Annotated in this window: 18 protein-coding genes, 3 pseudogenes and 1 other annotated feature; of the genes and pseudogenes, 14 read left to right on the top strand and 7 right to left on the bottom strand. The window is 59.4% G+C overall.

Features of this window, described 5'->3' with window-relative positions; all coding sequences use genetic code 11:
- Positions 1 to 97 precede the first annotated feature (97 nt).
- Together EYD00_RS26060 and EYD00_RS25375 are read left to right on the top strand one after the other, a co-directional pair.
- On the top strand, positions 98 to 568 hold the full coding sequence (locus EYD00_RS26060; RefSeq protein WP_034495407.1) for a carboxymuconolactone decarboxylase family protein: 471 nt from the start codon (positions 98 to 100) through the stop codon (positions 566 to 568).
- Between the two features lie 99 nt (positions 569 to 667).
- A complete protein-coding gene (locus EYD00_RS25375) occupies positions 668 to 1,000 on the top strand; it encodes a hypothetical protein (protein WP_034495405.1) in 333 nt (110 codons plus the stop codon).
- Here EYD00_RS25375 and EYD00_RS25370 read toward each other — a convergent pair.
- Positions 977 to 1,942: an oxidoreductase gene (locus EYD00_RS25370; protein WP_034495403.1), complete on the bottom strand. Its 966-nt coding sequence runs from the start codon at positions 1,940 to 1,942 to the stop codon at positions 977 to 979. The two genes, EYD00_RS25375 and EYD00_RS25370, sit on opposite strands and share 24 nt — an antisense overlap.
- A gap of 92 nt (positions 1,943 to 2,034) precedes the next feature.
- On the opposite strand from EYD00_RS25370, the gene EYD00_RS25365 reads away from it, so the two are divergent.
- On the top strand, positions 2,035 to 3,003 hold the full coding sequence (locus EYD00_RS25365) for an AraC family transcriptional regulator (RefSeq protein WP_081859318.1): 969 nt from the start codon (positions 2,035 to 2,037) through the stop codon (positions 3,001 to 3,003).
- Between the two features lie 29 nt (positions 3,004 to 3,032).
- On the opposite strand, the gene EYD00_RS25360 is transcribed toward EYD00_RS25365, so the two are convergent.
- Together EYD00_RS25360 and EYD00_RS25355 are read right to left on the bottom strand one after the other, a co-directional pair.
- Complete coding sequence (locus EYD00_RS25360) at positions 3,033 to 3,860, bottom strand: SDR family oxidoreductase (RefSeq protein ID WP_081859317.1); 828 nt, start codon at positions 3,858 to 3,860, stop codon at positions 3,033 to 3,035.
- 69 nt (positions 3,861 to 3,929) lie between these two features.
- The gene (locus EYD00_RS25355; protein WP_034495401.1) at positions 3,930 to 4,319 is read right to left on the bottom strand and encodes a Cif family virulence factor; all 390 of its coding nucleotides are present in this window, start codon (positions 4,317 to 4,319) and stop codon (positions 3,930 to 3,932) included.
- A 271-nt stretch (positions 4,320 to 4,590) separates the two neighbouring features.
- On the opposite strand from EYD00_RS25355, the gene EYD00_RS25350 reads away from it, so the two are divergent.
- The 3 genes and pseudogenes from EYD00_RS25350 to EYD00_RS26390 form a co-directional block, all read left to right on the top strand.
- The gene (locus EYD00_RS25350; protein WP_051674086.1) at positions 4,591 to 5,274 is read left to right on the top strand and encodes a response regulator transcription factor; all 684 of its coding nucleotides are present in this window, start codon (positions 4,591 to 4,593) and stop codon (positions 5,272 to 5,274) included.
- Positions 5,275 to 5,445: 171 nt separating this feature from the next.
- Entirely contained in the window at positions 5,446 to 8,370 is a 2,925-nt protein-coding gene (locus EYD00_RS25345) for an ATP-binding protein (RefSeq protein WP_034495399.1), read from the top strand.
- 10 nt (positions 8,371 to 8,380) lie between these two features.
- A pseudogene (locus tag EYD00_RS26390) lies at positions 8,381 to 8,446 on the top strand (hypothetical protein); the annotation flags it as partial.
- A 305-nt stretch (positions 8,447 to 8,751) separates the two neighbouring features.
- On the opposite strand, the gene EYD00_RS26310 reads toward EYD00_RS26390, so the two are convergent.
- The gene (locus tag EYD00_RS26310; RefSeq protein WP_034495397.1) at positions 8,752 to 9,156 is read right to left on the bottom strand and encodes an EF-hand domain-containing protein; all 405 of its coding nucleotides are present in this window, start codon (positions 9,154 to 9,156) and stop codon (positions 8,752 to 8,754) included.
- A gap of 109 nt (positions 9,157 to 9,265) precedes the next feature.
- Positions 9,266 to 10,105 (bottom strand): formate/nitrite transporter family protein, encoded by an 840-nt coding sequence (locus EYD00_RS25335; RefSeq protein ID WP_051674083.1) that lies wholly within the window; start codon positions 10,103 to 10,105, stop codon positions 9,266 to 9,268.
- A 96-nt stretch (positions 10,106 to 10,201) separates the two neighbouring features.
- Here EYD00_RS25335 and EYD00_RS25330 point away from each other — a divergent pair.
- A protein-coding gene (locus tag EYD00_RS25330; protein WP_131258976.1) for an IS5 family transposase occupies positions 10,202 to 10,953 on the top strand; the annotation gives its coding sequence in 2 pieces (ribosomal slippage) (positions 10,202 to 10,532 and positions 10,532 to 10,953; 753 coding nt in all).
- 132 nt (positions 10,954 to 11,085) lie between these two features.
- Entirely contained in the window at positions 11,086 to 13,386 is a 2,301-nt protein-coding gene (locus EYD00_RS25325) for an FdhF/YdeP family oxidoreductase (RefSeq protein WP_034495491.1), read from the top strand.
- 45 nt (positions 13,387 to 13,431) lie between these two features.
- Here the strand turns inward: EYD00_RS25325 and EYD00_RS25320 are convergent.
- Positions 13,432 to 13,863 (bottom strand): annotated as a pseudogene (locus tag EYD00_RS25320) (DUF983 domain-containing protein).
- Between the two features lie 252 nt (positions 13,864 to 14,115).
- On the opposite strand from EYD00_RS25320, the gene EYD00_RS25315 reads away from it, so the two are divergent.
- The 4 genes from EYD00_RS25315 (at position 14,116) to EYD00_RS25305 (ending at position 17,656) form a co-directional block, all read left to right on the top strand.
- Positions 14,116 to 15,690, top strand: a complete 1,575-nt coding sequence (locus tag EYD00_RS25315) for a Na+/H+ antiporter (RefSeq protein ID WP_034495390.1) — start codon at positions 14,116 to 14,118, stop codon at positions 15,688 to 15,690.
- 222 nt (positions 15,691 to 15,912) lie between these two features.
- Complete coding sequence (locus tag EYD00_RS26305; protein ID WP_256366760.1) at positions 15,913 to 16,047, top strand: hypothetical protein; 135 nt, start codon at positions 15,913 to 15,915, stop codon at positions 16,045 to 16,047.
- Between the two features lie 51 nt (positions 16,048 to 16,098).
- Positions 16,099 to 16,320 (top strand): hypothetical protein, encoded by a 222-nt coding sequence (locus EYD00_RS25310; protein ID WP_034495387.1) that lies wholly within the window; start codon positions 16,099 to 16,101, stop codon positions 16,318 to 16,320.
- Between the two features lie 101 nt (positions 16,321 to 16,421).
- A protein-coding gene (locus EYD00_RS25305; RefSeq protein ID WP_131258974.1) for an IS3 family transposase occupies positions 16,422 to 17,656 on the top strand; the annotation gives its coding sequence in 2 pieces (ribosomal slippage) (positions 16,422 to 16,716 and positions 16,716 to 17,656; 1,236 coding nt in all).
- Positions 16,703 to 16,819: a sequence feature (AL1L pseudoknot), on the top strand. Its footprint overlaps the gene before it by 117 nt.
- A gap of 108 nt (positions 17,657 to 17,764) precedes the next feature.
- On the opposite strand, the pseudogene EYD00_RS25300 reads toward EYD00_RS25305, so the two are convergent.
- Positions 17,765 to 17,983, bottom strand: a pseudogene (locus EYD00_RS25300) (TrbI/VirB10 family protein); the annotation flags it as partial.
- Between EYD00_RS25300 and EYD00_RS25295 the strand changes: the two are divergent.
- Together EYD00_RS25295 and EYD00_RS25290 are read left to right on the top strand one after the other, a co-directional pair.
- The gene (locus EYD00_RS25295; RefSeq protein ID WP_131258972.1) at positions 17,926 to 18,894 is read left to right on the top strand and encodes an ABC transporter permease subunit; all 969 of its coding nucleotides are present in this window, start codon (positions 17,926 to 17,928) and stop codon (positions 18,892 to 18,894) included. The pseudogene EYD00_RS25300 and the gene EYD00_RS25295 sit on opposite strands and share 58 nt — an antisense overlap.
- On the top strand, positions 18,887 to 20,017 hold the full coding sequence (locus EYD00_RS25290; protein WP_131258970.1) for an ABC transporter permease: 1,131 nt from the start codon (positions 18,887 to 18,889) through the stop codon (positions 20,015 to 20,017). The genes EYD00_RS25295 and EYD00_RS25290 overlap by 8 nt, the downstream gene beginning before the upstream one ends.
- Position 20,018 lies beyond the last annotated feature (1 nt).

Below are 20,018 nucleotides of genomic sequence, written 5' to 3'. Positions count from 1 at the left end.
TATAATTGCGCGCGAAATGCGTTTCTTTCATATCTGGAGCATTGACCAACGATCACGACGCCAAGCCGCTGATCGGGCCTTGACCGGAGATTGCAGGATGCGGCCACGCTTTGACATCGGTGACTGCCGAGATAGCCTTTTCAATTTGCGCCTGGTGGACGGATTCGTGATCGAATCCGGCGTGGATGAACGACTCATCGCGCCGATCGGCATTCGAGCTGCGCACATTGACGGCTGCGAAAGCTCCATCGATTTCCACGTCCAGAAGGCCCGAATGCTCGGCGAAGCCGAAGCTTGGCTTTCAATGACTTCGCAGTGGCGAAGGGCGTCGATCTACAATCCTGTAGAGCGGGCCGTATTGAACTTCACGGAGCTTCTGATGCAGACCGCAAACGGCATTTGGGGTCAGGCTTATGACGCTATCCGGGATTTCTTAATTCCCAAGGATATCGCACGTCTGATGATCGCGGTGAGTGCAGCAAGAATGTGGGATCAACTGGCACTGCTTGCGCGAAGCGATCCTCGATCCCGCAATACTGGCATGGCAGCGGCGCGGCCTCAATCCTGAGCCGCGAACGGCTCCGGGGCGACTTGCCTCCGGGCCCGCGCACCCCACTCGAAATCTGTTCTCCGTTATCAACACCCACGTTTTCGGGAGTGTAAAGACATGCGCTCGAACTATCCGGAGCAGAGACCTTCTGCCCCACTCATTCCGGCTTCCGTCTACTTCACCATTATCTTGACGATGGTGGGGCTCGCTTCGGCGACGGTTTACATCGGCGCTAGGGATAAGCCGCGACAGACGCGGGTATATCTGGCGCAGGACTTCGCAAACCTCCAGCCAAAGATTTCCGGTCGCAAGGTTGCATCCGGCTCGCTGTCGGTGTCACCAGCAGCGACCCTAAAAATTGAAAAAGCCGTCTCGGGCGGTGGGGCCCAAGGCGTCATCGTGGTGGATCGTTCGTCCGCCGTGACTCTATCCGACGTCGCCTCCCGTTAGTTCCACACTCACCCGCCACAGCCGCTCGGCATCTTCGGGGTCGATGGCATAGGGACGCACGCCTTTGCGCTCGGTTTCTTCGATTGCGGCGATGTCGCTGTTCTCACAGTAGAGGCCTCCCAAGCCATCGAGAAGCGGCGACGTCGCACACCAGACGGTCGTCGCAGCACCTTGGGCGAAATTCTTCATATCCACCTCGGGGTCGATGATGGGCTGCCCATTCTGGTCAATTGCGCCGAAAGCGTCCACCTCTTGAGGCGACAGATGGCGGGCCAGCGGCCCGACGATCGAGCCGGGATGGACCGAAAACGCCCTGATGCCGTGAGTTTTTCCTCGAGCGTCGGCAGCGACGGCGAAGAGGGCGTTTGCAGTTTTTGACTGTCCGTAGGCTTGCCACTTGTCGTATGGCCGCATTTCGAACCGCAAGTCATCGAAATGGACACCGTCGATCTGGTGTCCACGCGACGACAGAACAACTATCCGCGCACCCCGCGCGGCCTTCATCGCTGGCCATAAGAGCGTCGCGAGCCTGAAATGGCCGAGATGGTTGGTGGCGAACTGGCCTTCGTTGCCGTCCTCGTCGCGAAAGAGCGGCGTCGCCATCACGCCCGCGTTCAGTATCAGGCGATGGATGGGGCGGCCCGTTTCCAGAAATCGCGTCGCGAAGCGTTCCACGGACATGCTGTCCGTGAGTTCCATCTCATGGACTTCTGTCCTGGGGATGCCCTTGAGCGCGCTTTCGGCATCTGCCACGCGCCTCGCGGGGACAACCACTTCGGCCCCCTTGGACACGAGGACACGCGTCGTTTCGAGACCGAGCCCTGACGCGCCGCCCGTGACAAGGACGACCTTGCCTTGCAAGTCGATGCCGTCAGCCACCAATTGAGCAGTGGCAGCCGGACCCCATTCGGTCCCGAGTGGTGTTTGAGCGTTGTTTTTCATGATTACCTCGCTTTCGTCTGTAACGAGATATGGCAAATCGAGACAAGACAAACTATGTTCAATGCTCCTATAATTTGTAGCGAACGTCCGGAATGTCGTCCGATCCCTTTTCAGACATCTTGCGGCTGACCCGCGCGCGTGGAGTTTTGTCGGCAGGTCTCCGCGCGAAAGGACGCTTTACTGTCCGCGTCGAAATGCACGACGGCATGAAATTTAACGCGATCACGGAGGGCGCATGCTTCCTTGACGTGGATGGGCACGCAAGTTACAAACTTGAAAAGGGCGACTGCTTCCTGCTGACAAGGGCCACGCCCTTCACCGTCGGCAACGACCGTTCAAGCAAGGTGCTATCCGCCGCCCAGGTATTTGCCCATGCGACCGCCGGCTTCGCGCAACTCGACAATGGAGACGGGCCGTCGGCGACATTCGTCGGCGGCAGGATGACATCGGACAGGAACATGGAGTTTCTGACCTCCTCCCTTCCAGCAGTCATTCTATTGAGAGCCGGAACTGCGACCGCGGAATGGATAAGGGGGCTGCTTCTACGGTTGGAAGCCGAAATGGCCGAGGCACGCCCCGGGGCCGAGATCATATGTGAAGAGATCATGCATATGATCTTCGTTGAGATGATCCGGAGCCACGCCAGTGACGGCGAGGCTGTCGGTTGGATTGCCGCCCTTTCCGATCCTCAGATCGTCAAAGCGCTCTCAGCGATGCATGCTGAACCCGGTAGAAACTGGCGGGTCGCTGACCTGGCCTCGGCAAGCGGTCTCTCAAGATCGCAGTTCGCCGAACGCTTCGCACGGATCGTCGGAGAACCTCCGCTGGAGTACCTAACGCGGTGGCGCATGACGCTTGCCCGTGAAGCGCTTAGAGATAGGACCGCGACGATCGCGAAGGTCGCCAACGACGTGGGCTACGGCTCGGAGGCGGCTTTTGGAGCCGCCTTCAAACGGGTTTACGGAACTTCGCCGAGACGATCTGTCGAAGGAGATCGTGTAGTTAAGCGGCAACACGATGCCGCTCGGCTCGAAAGCGGCCGGACTGCTAGGCAAAGTTGATTTAGACCCGCGTGTGATGCGCGGTGGCGTCAGACTTTGATCTGCCGCTCCAGCTCCGCCGAGGCGGTGGCATAGCGATTGCCACCAAGTGCCAAGCGAGCCGACGGAGTCGTGAACCACCGGTCGAAAAACATGGTACCCATGCGATCTGGATGGGTCGGAACCAGGGATTCCTGTTCCAAACGTGCCCCGAACCAGGTCGCCATCCTGTCGGCGGTGACCACCCTTGTGTCGTTCGTTACGGAAAACGCCCTGCGCAGCCAGTGCGCGATGGCGTCGCGCTCGGGCCCCGCGATCTGAACCACCGCATTTCTCGGCTTTTCCAGTGCGATCTCGGCCAGAATACCACCCACATCGTCGGCGGCGATAGGCTGCAGAAGCGCGTCGGGGGGATTTACCGAGTTCTGCTTTGCGAACCCCCCGGAAATGGTTGGCAGGAACTCGAAAAACTGGGTGGATCTGACGATCGTGAAAGGGGTCCCGGAAGATCGGGCCACTTGCTCCTGTCGCGCCTTGGCGGCGTAGTATGGGTTGCCGGGCAGATGATCTACTCCCACGATCGACAACGTCACATGGTGCTTAACGCCCGCCTCTATCTCCGCCTTCGCGACGTTCCTTCCCGAAACGACGAAAAAGTCCCGAAGCGTCTCCTCGTCGAACGAGTGGACATCCGACGCGTCGACGACAACGTTCGCCCCGGAGAGGGCCTGCAGAAGTCCCTCCCCAGTGATCGTGTTCACTCCGGTTCGGCGGGAAGCCGCGACGACCTCGACGTCGAGACCCTTCAGCCTTTCGACGACCCTTGCTCCGATCATGCCGCTTCCGCCGAGCACGACTACTTTCGAAAATTCGGACATTTTAAATACTCCTGTGACTGATGATTGCGTCTTGGTGGGCATCTTGCAAAATGCCGTAGGTCCGGCGGATCATACGCCGCTCCTCAGGACGATGAGTTGATCGATGAGGTTGTCGCTGAGCACGAAGTAAAAGAGCAGGATCAGCGGTTCGGGCAGACCGGGGGCGTCGAAATCGCCTGTTATTTTCGCTGAAACGATCGCACCAGAGGACCGGAGTCGTATATCAAGGATGATCGCACGAACATGGAAGCCGATGATGTCCTGTTCGGCCCAGCCGATGATCTCGTCAATGCCGGACAACTCCTGCATCTGGTCATTGATGACGGCATCACTGGCGAAGCCTCTGACAACTCCGCCGAGATCTTCTTCGTTCAGAGCGGTAAAGAAATTGTCGATCGTCTCCGGCAGTACCTGAACGGGGAGGATGACCTGTAAGTTTTGCGATTGTCGGTATGCCATTGATCTATCTCCGGGGCGTCTATGCCCGGAGGAATACGCCATCATCACGGACTGTACGCAGTTAATGGTCGTTAAATTTCGTTATGCGTCTAATAAAGCATAATATTTTCAAGAATTCGGCGTGCGACGCGCCTGAGCGTTATCTTTTGTTTCTTCACCCCAACAAAACTTCAGACGCACAACATACCTTTTCGCATTCCAACGTCTCTTAACTCGCCGACACGAACTTTCTCGCCGAAAGTGATGTGGTCAACAGCGAGGAGATTCAGACATGCAACTCAGCACCGACATCCATATGGCCAGCCAGTCGCCCGCACCGCAGCAGACCGTCCATCTGGTCGAAAGCGACCTCGCAAGCCGCGCCGCAGTGGCCCGCTTGCTTCGTGACAACGGCTACGACGTGGCCGAATATGACGATAGCGAAGAATTCGCTTCCGCTTCAGATGGGCCCCGCGCCGGGTGCGTCGTGATCAGCGCGGATCAGGGCAGCATGGATCGCGGGATGATCCGGGACCAGCCCGGCGCTACCCTCCCCGTCATCTATGTCAGTCAGGTGGACGATGTTCGCGCCAGCGTCGAGGCGATGAAATCCGGTGCGGTGGACTTCCTGCTCAAGCCGATCGACAAGCACGCCTTGCTTCGGGCTGTCGCAGCGGCGTTCGAGCTGGACCATCGGGAACGGAGCGCCTTCATTGCCCGCCAGTCGATCAGGTCCTGCGCAGTCAGCCTCACCCCCCGGGAACGCCAGGTTTTCGAAGCCGTCACGAGCGGACTGATGAACAAGGTCATCGCCTATGACCTCGGTATCAGCGAGATCATGGTCAAGGTTCATCGCGGGAGAGTGATGCGGAAAATGAATTCGCGCACATTGCCGGACCTTGTCAGGAAGTACGACGTCCTTCAGCAGACACTCGCCGAATCGACAGAGCTGCGAAAGATTACGGCCCTCAACTAGATGCGTATTGCGATGCATACTTTGGTTTGCATCGCGCAACGTTGCGCGGGGGCGTATCGTGGCAAAGCGCCCTCGGGAATCCAGAGGCCGCAGTGTTCAACAGCGGCCGCTTCCAACCTGTAAGAACCGGTCGCCTCCGCCGGGAAACCCGGCTGCTGCAGGAGATCGCGAATGTCCTACAGGTTCGGGTCGTTCAGGCTTCTGCCGATAGAACGACGACTGGAACGCGACGGCGTTCCAGTGTCGATCGGAAGCCGTGCGTTCGACCTTCTGTCGGTTCTCGTGGAAAACGGCGGTACTGTTGTCTCCAAGCGCGATCTGACCGCCAGAGCCTGGCCGGATACCGTCGTCGACGAGGTGAGCCTGCGGGTGCATATCTCGGCACTGCGGAAATCGCTCGGGACGAACGATAGCGGCGCGGCGTTCATCAGCAACGTGTCCGGTCGCGGCTACATGCTTTCGGCGGAAGTCGAGACCGACGTCGCACGAGGTGACACGGTTACTGCACCGATAGCGAAAACCGAAAATCACCTCCCCCCGCCGCTCCTCCGAATGGTTGGGCGGGAGGCGGCATTGGAAGAGACTTGCGAGCGTCTTGTATCCCATCGGTTCGTCACCGTTCTCGGCGCGGGTGGAATGGGCAAGACCACGCTCGCGATCGCCGTGGCCCACAAGATGTCGGATGGTTTCCGGGATGGTGTTCTTTTTGTCGATCTCGCTCCGGTGACGGATGGAGCCTTGGTCGCGACAACCGTCGCCTCCCATTTCGGAGTCGCAGCTCCCGCGCAGGCGGCCGTTGCCGTGGTCTGCAATTTCCTCAAGGAGAAGAGAATCCTCCTGCTGCTCGACAACTGCGAGCATGTCATCGAAGCCGCGGCAGAGTTGGCGGAACGGGCGCACCGTTACTGCCCGGAGCTTTGCATTCTCGCGACCAGTCGCGAAGCGCTCCGGGTCGAAGGCGAGCAAGTCTACAAGATCACTCCTTTGACGACGCCAGCCGCTGACGTGGTCGGCGATGACACCCGCCGTTTTCCGGCGGTACAGTTGTTTCTCGACCGGATGGCCGCGGCAGGTGGCGCGACCGAGCTCGGGCAAGGTGAAATCGATCTTGCAGCGGAGATATGCCGCAGGCTAGACGGGATGGCTCTCGCCCTAGAGCTGACGGCGGCGCGCGCCGCGTCTCACGGCCTTTCCCGGACACTCGAGTTGCTCCAGCAGAGGTTTGGAATCCATTGGGGCGGCCGTCGGACCGCGCTTCCACGTCACCAGACCGTGCTGGCCCTGCATGATTGGAGCTATAACCTCCTGTCACCGGACGAAAAGCTAGTCCTGCGGAGAGCCGGATGGTTGAGCGGGCCGTTCACCGCCGAGGCGGCGTCGAAAATATCTCGAATCGAGACCGACGACGTGCTCGACTCGCTGGCGGACAAATCGCTGATCTCCCGTGTCCTGAGCGCAAACGGCGCGCTGAGATACAGGCTGGCGGAAACGACGAAAGCATACGCGCTCGACAAGCTACATTGCGACCCGCCGGAGGTGGAGCGCGTGGCACGCGCCCATGCGGAGTATTTCCTCGACCTACTCAGGGTCCATGCCCAAAAGGCGGACCCGTTTCATCTGAGCGGTGTATCGAAAATCCTTCCCGAGGCGTTGGCGAATGTCAGAAGCGCGATCGATTGGTGTTACAGCGAGGCTGGTGACCCGGAGCTCGGAGCCCAACTCGTCGCCTATTCGTCCCCGCTGTTCCTGGAGCTATCCCTTCTTGAGGAATGTTTCAGGTGGAGCGATCGGGCGCTCTCGTCGCTCCCTTCGGTTATGATGGACGAGGTCGCGGAGGCTTTGCTGCATCAAGCCCGTGCGGTTTCGGGGATCATCGTCAGAGAGGCGCGGGATATCGTCACCGCTTCGTTCGAACGCGCCCTGGAAATCGCCGATAGCCTCGGTAATCTCAGGCTCAGGCTCGAAATCATCGCAGGCTTCAACATTTTCCTCATGCGGGCGGGGAACTGCTACGCCGGCGCGCGAATAGCCGATGCCGCCGAGACAGCATGCATGGGATCGTCCGACGTCGTCGCCAGGCGGCTCGTACTCTGGATGAAGGGTATCTGCCATGCCTACAACGGTGACTTCATCGGTGCCCGCCGGGTCCTCGAAGAATCATGTCCGGTCGGCGGCTCCGTCGATCTCGATCTGACACTCGTGGTGTTCACCCAATTCATTCGGGCAAAGGTCCAGCTCGCGCGCGTACAGCTTCTCCAAGGCGACGGTAGGCGGTCGGAAATCACCGCTCGCGACGCGATCGACAGCGCCGCCGCCTACAGCCATCCCATTCCGCTTTGCATCGCCCTCGCGTACGCCGCTTCAAATGCCATCTGGAAAGGCGATCTGGCGGTCGCCAACGGCATGATCGAAAGGTTGGCCGAAGTTTCGCAACGACATTCCCTTGCCGCGTTTCATGCGGTTAGCAAAGGGCTTAGCGGGGAAGTCCGCGTGCGCCAGGGCTCTGCGGCGGAAGGCGTGACGATGCTGGTAAGCGCGATCGAAGTCATGACATCCCGAAATCACGAACATATGCTGGTGAGCTTTCATGCTGCCTTGGCAGAAGCATATGCCGCCCTCGGGGAAGTATCGCACGCAATTCGGCACATCGAGACCGCGATCAGCACCGCGCGGACTGGCGGAGAGATATTCCAGATGTCCGATCTCCTGCGAATAAGGGGCACGTTACTGATTTCAGGCCCCCTCGACGGGCACATGGACGAGGGCAATGCGGACCTCAGAAAAGCTTACGTGACGGCCTGCGACAGCGGAAATTCGCTTCACGAGTTGCGAGCTGCCACAACGCTCAGACGAATGCTGAACTCATCGGAAGCCGAAGAGATGTTCGAATCGACGCTGGCAAAGCTTCCTCATGAGGAACGGCTTTTCTACATGGACCTCGTCCAATCCCCACCTTATGGCAGCGGTCAGAGCGCCGACGGCCAAGTGCCGCGCATGAGCGATATCAGCGCCGTTTCGACAGAGCTGTCTGAAAGTGCATTAGGACGTCGACCTCCAGTCGCTCCGGTGAGTTATTGCGCTGAGTGCGAGCCGTAATTTTCGCGTCGTGGCTGCCCAGCTCGACATCTCCCGATCGGCGCTCAGTCGCGCTTTGGCCAGACTCGAGGCTGATCTCGGGGTGCGTCTGTTCCGGCGGACTACGCGAAGCGTGTTCCTCACGGATGAGGGCGAGGCCTTTCTGTCGGAGATACATGGTGCCGTTGGCACGATCGACCGATTGAACCGCTTCCGCTCGACGCCGAGGGGAACGCTCCGCATCAGTACGAGTGAAGGGATGGCTCTTCAGTTTACGCCGCCGACCCGAAATGTCCCTCGACATCGTTGCCGACGGCAGGTTCGTCGATATCGCAGCGGCGGGTTTCGACGCATCATATCGGGACAATCGGGGTCCCGATATCTGTGCAGCGTGACAAGCGCCTATCTAAGCGGTTTATCGAAGGTCCCGACTTTGACCTTGAACATCGAGGAAAATCCCTCGGCGTACTCCTGCTCGTTGAGACGGCCCTTTCCGTCCTTGTCCAGTTCGCCCCACGTCTTCTGGACGTCGGACGCGCTTGCCTGATAGCCGTCGGATCTGACCTGTGTCTTGGCGTCGATGTACTCTTTCTGGTCGACGAAACCGTCGCCATTCGTATCGTCACGCTCGAAGTTGCTTTTGGCGAGCCGGGCGAGGAACGCGGCCGCGATCCCGTCGTTTCCGAAGCTGCCGCCAGAGCTGCTGATTGTCGGCGCTGGTCGCTCTTCGGGTGCTTCGCCGTTGTCCTTGATTTTCGCTTTGGGTACGAAAAGTTGGTAGATGTCTGAAGCTGATCCTACTCGCATGGAATCTCCATCTCCGGTTGCGGGACATCTATCGCCTCCCGGGCTTGCGCGAAGCTGGGGCGATCCGTGCTGAAAGCATGCTTCCGCTCATATCCGAACACCGCGAAATTCAGGCCCGCTCCGAGGTACTGTGACGGGTACCCTTCCTGTCCGAAATCGGCAGGGGCTTGTAATGGCCCTCGTGGCCAACGCCGAATTCCTGTGCCTTGTAGGCAAACCCCAGCATGACGACGCCTCCCAGCAGGTTCCCGATGGTTACCATCGAGAGGTTATAGAGAGCGCCAGACACGCTCACGCCGTCCGGCGCGTTGCCCATCAGCGCCAGCGCGAACGTGAACTGGTTCGCCACGGAGTGCTCGAAGCCTGCGGCCACGAATATCATGATGGGCCAGAAGATGAGGGCGATCTTGGCGGCATCGTTCTCCGTTCTGCCACACATCCAGATGGCGAGACACACCAGCCAGTTCGCCAGAAATCCTTTTGCGAGCAGCACCAGCGGCGACGCCGACATTTTCGTGACAACCGCCGCATAGAAAGGCGCGCTTCCGTCCCCCAGAAGGACGCCGCCGCCCGCCGCGCGGAAGACCGCCGCCAGAAGTATCGCTCCGGCCAGGTTGCCGATCCAACAAGCCGTCCAGACTTTCAACACGTCGGCAGTCGAAACCCGACGCTGGAACAGCGCGAAGGACATGTACATCGCCGTACCCGTGAAAAGCTCGGAGCCCGCGAACACGACGATCGTCAGGGCAGAGGCGAACACAGCCCCCATGACCAGATGCGACCACGCCTGGTCGAGGTGAGCGCCGACCGTGAACATAACGATGTCGCCGAAGCCGATGTAAGCTCCTGCCAGAATTGCGCCGATGAAAAATCCGGAAAGCTGGTTGTTCACCATCTCGGCTTTGTGAGACCCCGCCTCAGCGAATTTCGTCATCGTTTCGATGTACATGGCGCTTGTCTCCGATTTTGCCCGCTGCATGATGCGGCCTAAGGCCTGTTGAGATTCAGGATTCCCGCCGTGGCTTGTTTGTGATTCAAGCTTCGGATGGAACGATTCGTATTGACTGACGCCCAATGGGCGAAGATGGAGCCGCACTGCCTGCGCAAGCCGACGGACCCCGGGCGAAGCGGCAGCGATAACCGACGGTTCATCGAAGCGGTGCTGTGGGTGGTGCGTACCGGCAGTCCGTGGCGTGACCTTCCCGCCTTCTTCGGCAACTGGAACACCGTCTTCAAGCGATACCGTGATTGGGTCAAAGCCGATGTTTTCGTGCGGCTTTTTGAGGCCTGCTCGGACGAGCCCGACATGGAATACGCCATGGTCGATGCCACCATCGTCAAGGTCCACCGCCACGGCCAGGGCGCAAAAGGGGGACTCAGAGCCAGGCCATAGGCCGTTCCAAGGGCGGCATGACCACCAAAATCCTCGCGCTGATCGACGCACTCGGCAACCTTGCCCGCTTCGTCCTGCTGCCCGGCCATCGCTTCGATACCGTCGGCGTGCCGCCGCTCATTGACGGCGTCGCTTTCGGCGCGCTGATCGCCGACAAGGCCTTCGACAGCAACGCCATCATCGCCGACCTCGACGAACGCGGCGCCAAGGTTGTCATCTCCCAGCATCCGCGCCGCGCCAAGCCACTGCCGTTCGACGCCGAGATGTACAAATGGCGTCATCTCATCGAGAACTTCTTCTGCAAGCTCAAGGAATTCAAGCGCATCGCCATGCGCGCCGACAAAACAGACCAGAGCTTCAACGCCATCATCCATCTCGCAGCAGCCGTCATAAACTCCAGATGAATCTCAACAGGCCTTAGCCCATCGTTCGAAACTACGGGATCGGCTTTCGGCACATCTACGCATACTTGAGTATGTCTCACGCGAACGCCGCTACGTGTGGTCTTCTCTCTGCAAAGACGAATGGAGATGGTGATGACCGACAAGCGCCCCGACGGTATCGAGGACTACAGCGGCCCGGCTGGCGGATGGGATGCCTTGAGGGCTACCGCGGAAGCTCTTATCCATGAAAAGATCGTCGTACAGGGCTCGATGACCCTGCTTAAATCGAACCAGCCTGACGGCTTCGATTGCCCCGGGTGCGCCTGGCCCGACCCGAAACACACGTCGTCCTTCGAGTTTTGCGAGAACGGCGCGAAGGCCGTCACATGGGAATCCACCGCCAAGCGCGTCGGACCGGACTTCTTCGAGCAGCATCCCGTCAGCGAGCTGTGGGGTTGGAACGACTACGAGCTTGAGGGCAAGGGTCGGCTGACACACCCGATGGTCTACGACAAGGCCACGGACAGATACCGACCGATCACCTGGGACGAGGCGTTCGACGTTATCGGCACCAAACTCAACGCACTTCCCGATCCCCGGATGGCCGAGTTCTACACGTCGGGGCGCGCTTCGAACGAGGCGGCCTTCCTGTATCAGCTTTTTGTCCGCGCATACGGTACGAACAATTTCCCCGATTGTTCCAATCTCTGCCACGAAGCGACGAGCGTCGGCCTGCCCGCTTCTATAGGGATCGGAAAGGCCACAGTCGTTCTGGAAGACTTCGACCAGTGCGACGCCATTTTCAGCTTTGGCCACAATCCGGGAACGAACCATCCGCGCATGATGACGACGCTGCACGACGCATCACGGCGCGGCGTCCCGATCATCGTCTTCAATCCCCTCAAGGAACGCTCCCTGGAGAAGTTTGCCGCTCCCCAGAACCCGGTGGAGATGGTCACGCTGACTTCCACACCCATCGCCTCGGCCTATCATCAGGTAAGGAGCGGTGGCGACGTTGCCGCGCTCAAGGGCATCATGAAGCGGGTGGTGGAACTTGATCAGGAAGACCTGGCCAACGGAGGCAGCGGCCTGCTCGACCGCGAATTCATCGAGACCCATACGGCTGGCTTCGACGCGCTACTGGCCGACCTCGCGAACACCACCTGGGACCTCATCGTAAAGAAGTCCGGTCTGACGAGGGCCGCGATCGACAGCGCGGCCCTCGTCTACGTGCGTTCGGAGCGTGTCATCGTCTGCTACGGCATGGGCATCACGCAGCATCGCAACGGCACCTCCAATGTACAGCAGCTTGCCAACCTCCTCATGATGCGCGGCAACATGGGGAAGCCCGGTGCTGGCATCTGCCCGCTCCGGGGTCACTCGAACGTGCAGGGCGATCGTACGGTCGGCATCACCGAAATCCCGAACAAGTTGCTGCTCGACGGCATGGAAAGGGCCTTTGGCTTCCGCCCGCCCGCCGAGAAGGGACACAACGCCGTCGAGGCCATCGACGCGATCATCGCCGGACGATCGAAAGCCCTGATCTGTCTTGGAGGAAACCTCGCGGTCGCCATGTCCGATCCCGACCGGGTATTCGCCGGAATGAGGAAGCTCGAACTCGCGGTCCATCTATGCACGAAGCTCAATCGGTCCCATCTCCTGATCGCCGAGAACTCTTTGATTCTACCCGTACTCGGGCGAACCGACGTCGATTTTCAGGAGGGCGGACTTCAGTCGGTTACCGTCGAGGACTCGACATGCATGGTTCATGCGTCTCGGGGCTTCTTGAATCCGCCAAGCGAACATCTCCGCTCCGAACCGTCCATCATCGCCGGAATGGCAAAAGCTACCCTCGGCGAAAGACACGGCATCGACTGGGATGGCATGGTCGCGGACTATGACCGCATTCGCGACAAGATCGAGACCGTGTTTCCCGACTTTTACGATTTCAACAAGCGTATACGCGAGCCGGGTGGCTTCCACCTCGACATACCCGCCTCACGGCGGGAATGGCGGACGAGCAACGGCAAGGCGAACTTCATAGTCGCGCTGGAGATCGAGGAAGACCCTCGCCTCTCCTACCCGGACATCATTACGTTAACGACCGTTCGGAGCCACGACCAGTACAACACGACTGTCTACGGTTTGAACGACCGCTACCGCGGGGTGTTCGGCCGCCGGGACGTCGTCTTCATGAATGCCATCGACCTCGAGGAGCGTGGGCTGGAAGACGGCTCGAAGGTCGACATCGTCGCCGCTCCGGACGACGGTGAGGACGAGAGCGTGAAGCGGGTCGTCGCTGGCTTCACGGCAGTAAAATACGACATCGCGCGCGGCTCGGCGGCAGGCTATTTCCCGGAGTTGAACGTGCTGGTGGCGCTAAGCCATTTCGACAAGAAATCCGGGACGCCCTCCTATAAGGCGACCCCGGTGCATATCAGGGCGGCCTCTTGACGCCATGGTGACACGCGCGCCGATTTGTACGGCACGCCTGCGGCGTCATACCTTGTTTATGGGCGTCTCGTTCTTCGCTGCTGCCTGCGTGTTCCGCCGGAACTCCCAGCCGATCTTTCCCTCTTCGGCTTTGTAGAAATATTGGCTGTTGATCAACCATCCTTTGAGGGAGCGACGCGGAAGGATACAAGCCAGCAGGACAAGCGGCAACGAGGTCACGAGATGGACCCAAAATGGAGGGTTGAATGCAATCTCGATCCAAGAGGCCGCCGCAACCGCCGGGACACAAGTGAAGCAGATGACGAAGAGCGCGGGGCCGTCCGCCGGGTCGGCGAAGGAGTAGTCCTACCCGCACGCTGAGCACTTCGGTTTGAGCGCCAGGAAATCGTCGAAAAGCTTTCCCTGACCGCGCCGGGGGCACCTCGCCCGCATACCCGTCAGGACAGGAGGAAGAGGAGGCCAGTCATTCCCGGCCATGTCAGCACCATAGAAAATTGAAGGCATTCGATCATGTATGTGCGCGCGTTCAACTTGCGATCCGGCTTTTTGTCGCTGCACTCGAAAGAAATTGGCGTCGGCTATAGTTCCCCGCACAGCAGTTTTTAGGTCAGGCATTCCCGGACGCCTTTCGGCGTACCGTGACAGGTACACCGACGTGTATCTTCCTCCCTTACCGCAAATCTCTAAGGCTTTCTCCGATCCGAGGTAAATAAGGGCGGAAGGGAATCGATGTCGCTGCAGTCTCAGTACGAGTTCTTGGTGCTCTTGCTATTGGTGGTCGTGATCCTGGAGCTGATGGCTCGATATCTGCGGCTTCCTCCGGCTGCGGCGATGATCGGCGGCGGCGCGGCACTCGCCTTTGTCCCCGGCATCCCGAGTGTGACCTTCGATCCGCACTTGATCCTCGTATTGTTCCTGCCGCCGCTGCTGCTCAGCAGCGCCTACGCCACGGTGTGGCGTGACTTCAAGCGCCACTCGGCCACCATCGTCTCCTTGGCCGTCGGCGCGGTGTTCTTTACGTCGGCGTGTGTGGGTGTGGCGTTCCATGTGATGTTTCCCGAACTTCCCTGGGCCGTCGGATTTGCGTTGGGTGCGGCCGTCTCGCCTCCCGACGCGGTTGCAGTGAAAGCCGTTTTAGAGAAGCTTCGCCTTCCCACGCGGGTCACCACGGTGCTCGGCGGCGAAAGCTTGGTGAATGACGCGAGCGGGTTGGTGCTCTTCCATTTTGCGGTCGCCTGGACTGCAGCGGGCTCTTTCAGTGTTCCAGAGGCACTCGGCATGTTCGCGTTGGTCGCCTGCGGCGGCATCGCCGTCGGCTACTGCCTCGGCCATGCGGGTATGCTGGTGCTACAGCGACTGGCACGCAGCGAGATCGTCATCACCGGAACCATGCTGCTTGCAGCGTCCTCCTACATAGCCGCCGAGCGGATCGGCGTTTCCGGTGTGCTATCGACAGTGACGACAGGCCTGATACTCGGATGGCGGCAACACGAGATTTTCTCCGCAGCGACTCGAATTGCCGCCCGTAGTTATTGGAAAATTCTCGTCTTCGTCCTCCAGTCGATCCTGTTTATTCTTGTCGGACTGTCCCTGAGGGAGACCTTGGATAGGATCGCCACCAGCGATCAGGCGATGACCGAACTCACATTTCCCGCCGGGGTGATCGTCGGGGTCGTATTGATCTCGAGGTTTATCTGGCTGTTCGGCTCGGACGCCTTATGGAGGCTAGCGCGCCGCCTTGGCCTACGCGCTGGAATGCAGCCCGACTTTTCGATCACGATGATCCTCGGCTGGGCGGGTATTCGGGGGCCGGTCACCCTCGCGGCCGCGCTGGCTCTCCCCGAGGATTTCCCCGGCAGGGATTTCATTCTGGTATCGGCGTTTGGCGTGATATTCGTGACCGTTTTGATCCAGGGGCCGACATTGCCGCTCTTGGTGAAGTTCTTGCCCTCGACCGGATCGCAAAGCGCGGAGCGGCTTGCCCGAGACGAGGCGACGGCGAGAATGAGGCTGTCCCAGGCTCAATTCAAGGCGTTCTCGGCGGCCGTCAGCTCGCAAACTTCCAACGAGGAGCGCTGCTTGCTTGAGCACTACCGGAACCGTGCCGACCGCGAAGCCTCGTCGCTCGCCGGGGCTGCGGGAGCACGCGCCGCCATGCCACCGTCCGCAGCGATGTTGGCAGCGATCAAAGCCGGCCGCGCCGAGCTACTCAAGATGTATCGGACTGGCGAAATCAGCGATCGCGCGCTCGTCAAACTCGAACAGGATCTGGATGCGCAGGAATTCGGCATAGAACCGCGTTGAGGCGGGGACCTCACACCTTGTTCGCCGAAAGGTGGCACGCCAACCATTGGTATAGCTGTCATGCTCGATTGGTCCAAACTACGTTCGATGTGTCGTCGTCAAAGTCCTTCTGGAGAGACCCGCGGGGCTTACGGCGGACGCGCCGATTCGATAGGGTTTCCGGGCCAGAGATACACGCCAAACGACGATAACTCTCTGCGATAACATCTTGAGGTCTAACACATGCGGTTGATTCTGGCGGCCATGATCGCCTCCGTACTAAGTATTCTCGCCTTCAAGTACGCGGATCACTCGATCGGCTACAGCCTGTTCCTGCAAGAGGCCGGTAAAACCGAGGGTGCGACGCCACTCTCGTGAAAGGTGACATGCGTGGTGGCGACGTTCAGGTGACCGCAGCAGGAATCTGGCATGGAGAACGCCCAAGCATCGACGATGGTCGCTCGCCGGATTGCTAAAAGAAACCGTCTTCCAAGGAAGCACGCCGTCCGGATATTCGGTGGAATAGTTGAATTCCTCCTTCAGCTCGTCATCGTCCCAGACGCTGGCAGCGGCATGCTTGTGATTGAAGACGATTCGGGCTTCTTCTTCTCCGTTCTTCGTAGATACAAGAAGCCGCGCGATCGCTTGTAGGCTTGGATGGCCATGTCGGGAACCGTCAGTGAAATCAAGCCAACACCTTGAACCGCACCGGGTTTGCCGGAGGCTCCAACTTCTGAGAGAGTGGAGCCGATATGAGCAAGACAACGAACAAGTTTTCACCCGAAGTCCGCCAACGCGCCATCCGTATGGTGCTGGATCACGAGGCTGAGCACCCATCGCGGTGGGCTGCCGTTTCATCTATTGCGGGCAAGATCGGTTGCTCGCCAGCCGCGCTGCATGAATGGGTGAAGAAGACCGAGGTCGACAGCGGCAAACGAGCAGGCTTGCCGAGCGACGCGGCCGAGAAGATGAAGGCTCTTGAGCGCGAGAACCGCGAGCTTCGTCAGGCCAACGAGATTTCGCGCAAGGCGTCTGCTCATTTCGCGATGGCGGAGCTCGACCGCCCCTTCAAACGATGATCTCGTTCATTGACGAACACCGTGGCGTGTTCGGGGTCGAGCCGATCTGCAGGCTTTTGCCGATTGCCCCATCAACCTACTACGAGAACGTTGCCAAGCGCCTGGATGTGGATCGCCTGTCGGTCCGGGCCCGCAGCGATATCGGTTTGAAGATCGAAATACGCCGGGTGTTCAACGAGAACTTCCAGGTCTATGGCGTGCGTAAAGTCTGGCGGCAGTTGCAGCGAGAAGGCTACGACATCGCCCGCTCCACTGTTGCTCTGCTCATGAGGGCAATGGGACTACAGGGCATCATCCGTGGCAAACCCGTCAAAACCACCGTGTCGGACAAGGCCGCGCCTTGTCCGCTCGACCGGGTGAACCGGCACTTTTTCGCGCCTTCGCCCAACATGCTCTGGCTTTCTGATTTCACGTATGTGGCCACTTGGCAGGGCTTTGTTTACGTCGCGTTCGTGATCGATGCCTTCGCTCGCCGCATCGTCGGTTGGCGAGCAAGCCGGACTGCCCATGCGGGTTTCGTTCTCGATGCCCTCGACCAGGCGCTTCATGATCGGCGGCCCGTCCACCGTGGAGGACTGGTTCACCATTCCGACCGCGGATCGCAATATGTGTCCATTCGCTATTCCGAACGGCTGGCGGAAGCGGGCATCGAGCCGTCGGTCGGGAGTGTTGGAGGTTCCTATGACAACGCTCTCGCTGAAACGGTCAATGGTCTTTACAAGGCCGAGGTCATCCATCGGCGAGGACCGTGGCGAAACTTCGAAGCCGTGGAGTTCGCCACGCTGGAATGGGTAGATTGGTTCAACAACCGTCGCCTTCTGGAGCCCATCGGCAACATACCGCCAGCCGAAGCCGAAGAACGATATTACGCCATGCTGGACGCACCGGCCGTGGCAAGCATAACTTAAACGAAATGGCCTCCGGCAAACCCGGTGCGGTTCAGTTGGCATGCTTCGTGATTTAGCTATGCCGCGCTGGCCACGGAAGGAAACGGCGACTAGGGCTAGGCTGCTTTCTCAACGATATTTCCCTGAAAAGACAATGTCCTGATCTACTAGCACATTGAATTTATAGCCGGGCCGGATTTGCAGCGTCGGCTGTACATCCATATTGCGCTGGATCGTGCGGTCGGCCACTCGTCCGAAGGTTTCGGCAAAATTGCGCCTTGCCGCATCGGATGCCGTATCCTGGGTCGCAAGGGTTGAGCTCTGCGGAACAGCCATGTCGATGCCGGTTTCTGCGCCGTTTGGCGAGCGCCGTGCCGACGTTGTTTATCGTCGTCACGATCTCGTTTTTCCTGATGCGTTTTGCGCCCGGTGGTCCGTTCAATCTCGAACGTCCCCTCCCCCCGCAGACCATGGAAAATCTGATGAGAACCTATCATCTGGATGAGCCACTATGGCGCCAGTATCTCATCTATCTCGGCAATGCCGTCACCGGCGATTTTGGCCCAAGCTACATCTATAAGGACAACACCGTCGCGCAGCTGATCGGCAAGGGCCTGCCCTATTCGCTCGAACTGGGTTGTTATGCCCTGTTGCTGGCTCTGGTGGGCGGCGTGCTCGCCGGCACGCTCGCAGCACTCAGGCAAAACAGCGCTTTCGATTTCTCGATCATGTCAATCTCGACAGTGGGCGTCACCGTCCCGAACTTCGTCGTGGCCCCTGTTCTCACGCTTGTATTTGCCGTGCTGCTCGGGCTTCTTCCGGCAGGCAGCTGGGGTGACGGGTCGCTACGCTACCTCATTCTTCCGATGATCGCACTTGCGCTGCCGCAGCTTGCGGTCATTGCCCGGCTGACGCGCGGTGCCATGATCGAGGCACTGCGAATGGACCACATCCGCACGGCCAAGGCCTATGGCCTTCCCGCACGCAGCGTCGTCGTTTTCCACGCCATGCGCGCGGCAATGCTGCCGGTCGTTTCCTATCTCGCTCCCTGCGCCGCCGCGCTTTTGACTGGCTCGGCAGTCATCGAAACGATCTTCACCATTCCCGGTGTCGGCCGCTACTTCGTTCTCGGCGCCATCAATCGTGACTATACGCTGGTAATGGGCACCGTTGTTCTCGTCGCCATTTTCGTCATCCTGTTCAATCTAGTCGTCGATATTCTCTACGGCCTTCTTGATCCGAGGGTCAGACATGACTGATAGCCCCGGCACTAACTCTCATTCGCAACAAATCAAAAGCCGCAGCCTGTTCCAGCTGGCAGTCCTGCGTTTCAGACGCAACAAGGCAGCCATGGCGGGTTCCGTCATGTTGCTCCTTATTACTCTGTTCTCGTTTGTCGGGCCTCATTTCCTGGCACATACCTATGATCAGGTGTTTTCCTCCTATGTCTCGGTGGCACCCAGTCTCGAGCCACGCCCGGATGTGAATAACCTTCAGGACGTGATGGAGGGTGTTGCGAGCCGGGCCCGCGTCGAGCTGAAGGAATTTGCCGTTGAAGGCCAGACTTTCACGGCGACCATCGCCTCCAGCAGCGCAATCGATCCGCGCGCAACACGCTACTTCGACCGTGCCAATGAATTCAGAAATACCAGGGTGATTGCGACCGAAGACGACGGACGCACGCTGAAGCTGGAAGGCGACGTCAACCGCGAATACTTTTTCTTCGGTACAGATTCCAACGGCCGCGACATGCTTGCGCGCGTCATGCTTGGCGGTCAGATTTCGATTGCGGTCGGTGTCCTGGCGAGCCTCGTTTCCCTGGGAATCGGCGTGGTCTACGGTGCAACAGCGGGCTATATTGGCGGGCGCGTGGACAATGTGATGATGCGCTTCGTCGAAATCCTCTATTCACTGCCCTTCGTCTTTCTGGTTGTGGTTCTGGTCGTCTTTTTTGGCCGCAGCTTCATCCTGATCTTCCTCGTCATCGGCGCAGTGGAATGGCTGGACATGGCGCGCATCGTGCGTGGCCAGACACTCGCCTTGAAACGACGGGAGTTTGTCAGTGCGGCGCAGGCTCTGGGACTAAGCGACTGGCAGATTATCCGCCGTCATATCATCCCCAATACGATCGGACCCGTTGTCGTGTTCGTGACGGTCGTCGTGCCCAAAGTCATTCTTCTGGAAAGCTTCCTGTCCTTCCTCGGTCTCGGCGTTCAGGCGCCCCTGACAAGCTGGGGCGCGCTGATTTCCGAAGGTGCCAACAATATCCAGTCCGCCCCCTGGCTTCTGATATTCCCGGCGATCTTTTTCGTGCTGACCCTGTTTTCGCTGAATTTCGTCGGCGATGGGTTGCGTGATGCACTCGATCCCAAGGATCGTTGAC

The organism is Agrobacterium sp. 33MFTa1.1, assembly GCF_004328495.1.
Taxonomy (GTDB): Bacteria; Pseudomonadota; Alphaproteobacteria; order Rhizobiales; family Rhizobiaceae; genus Agrobacterium; species Agrobacterium pusense.
Note: the sequence above shows the minus strand (reverse complement) of the source record. Positions and strands in the feature narration are given on the sequence as shown.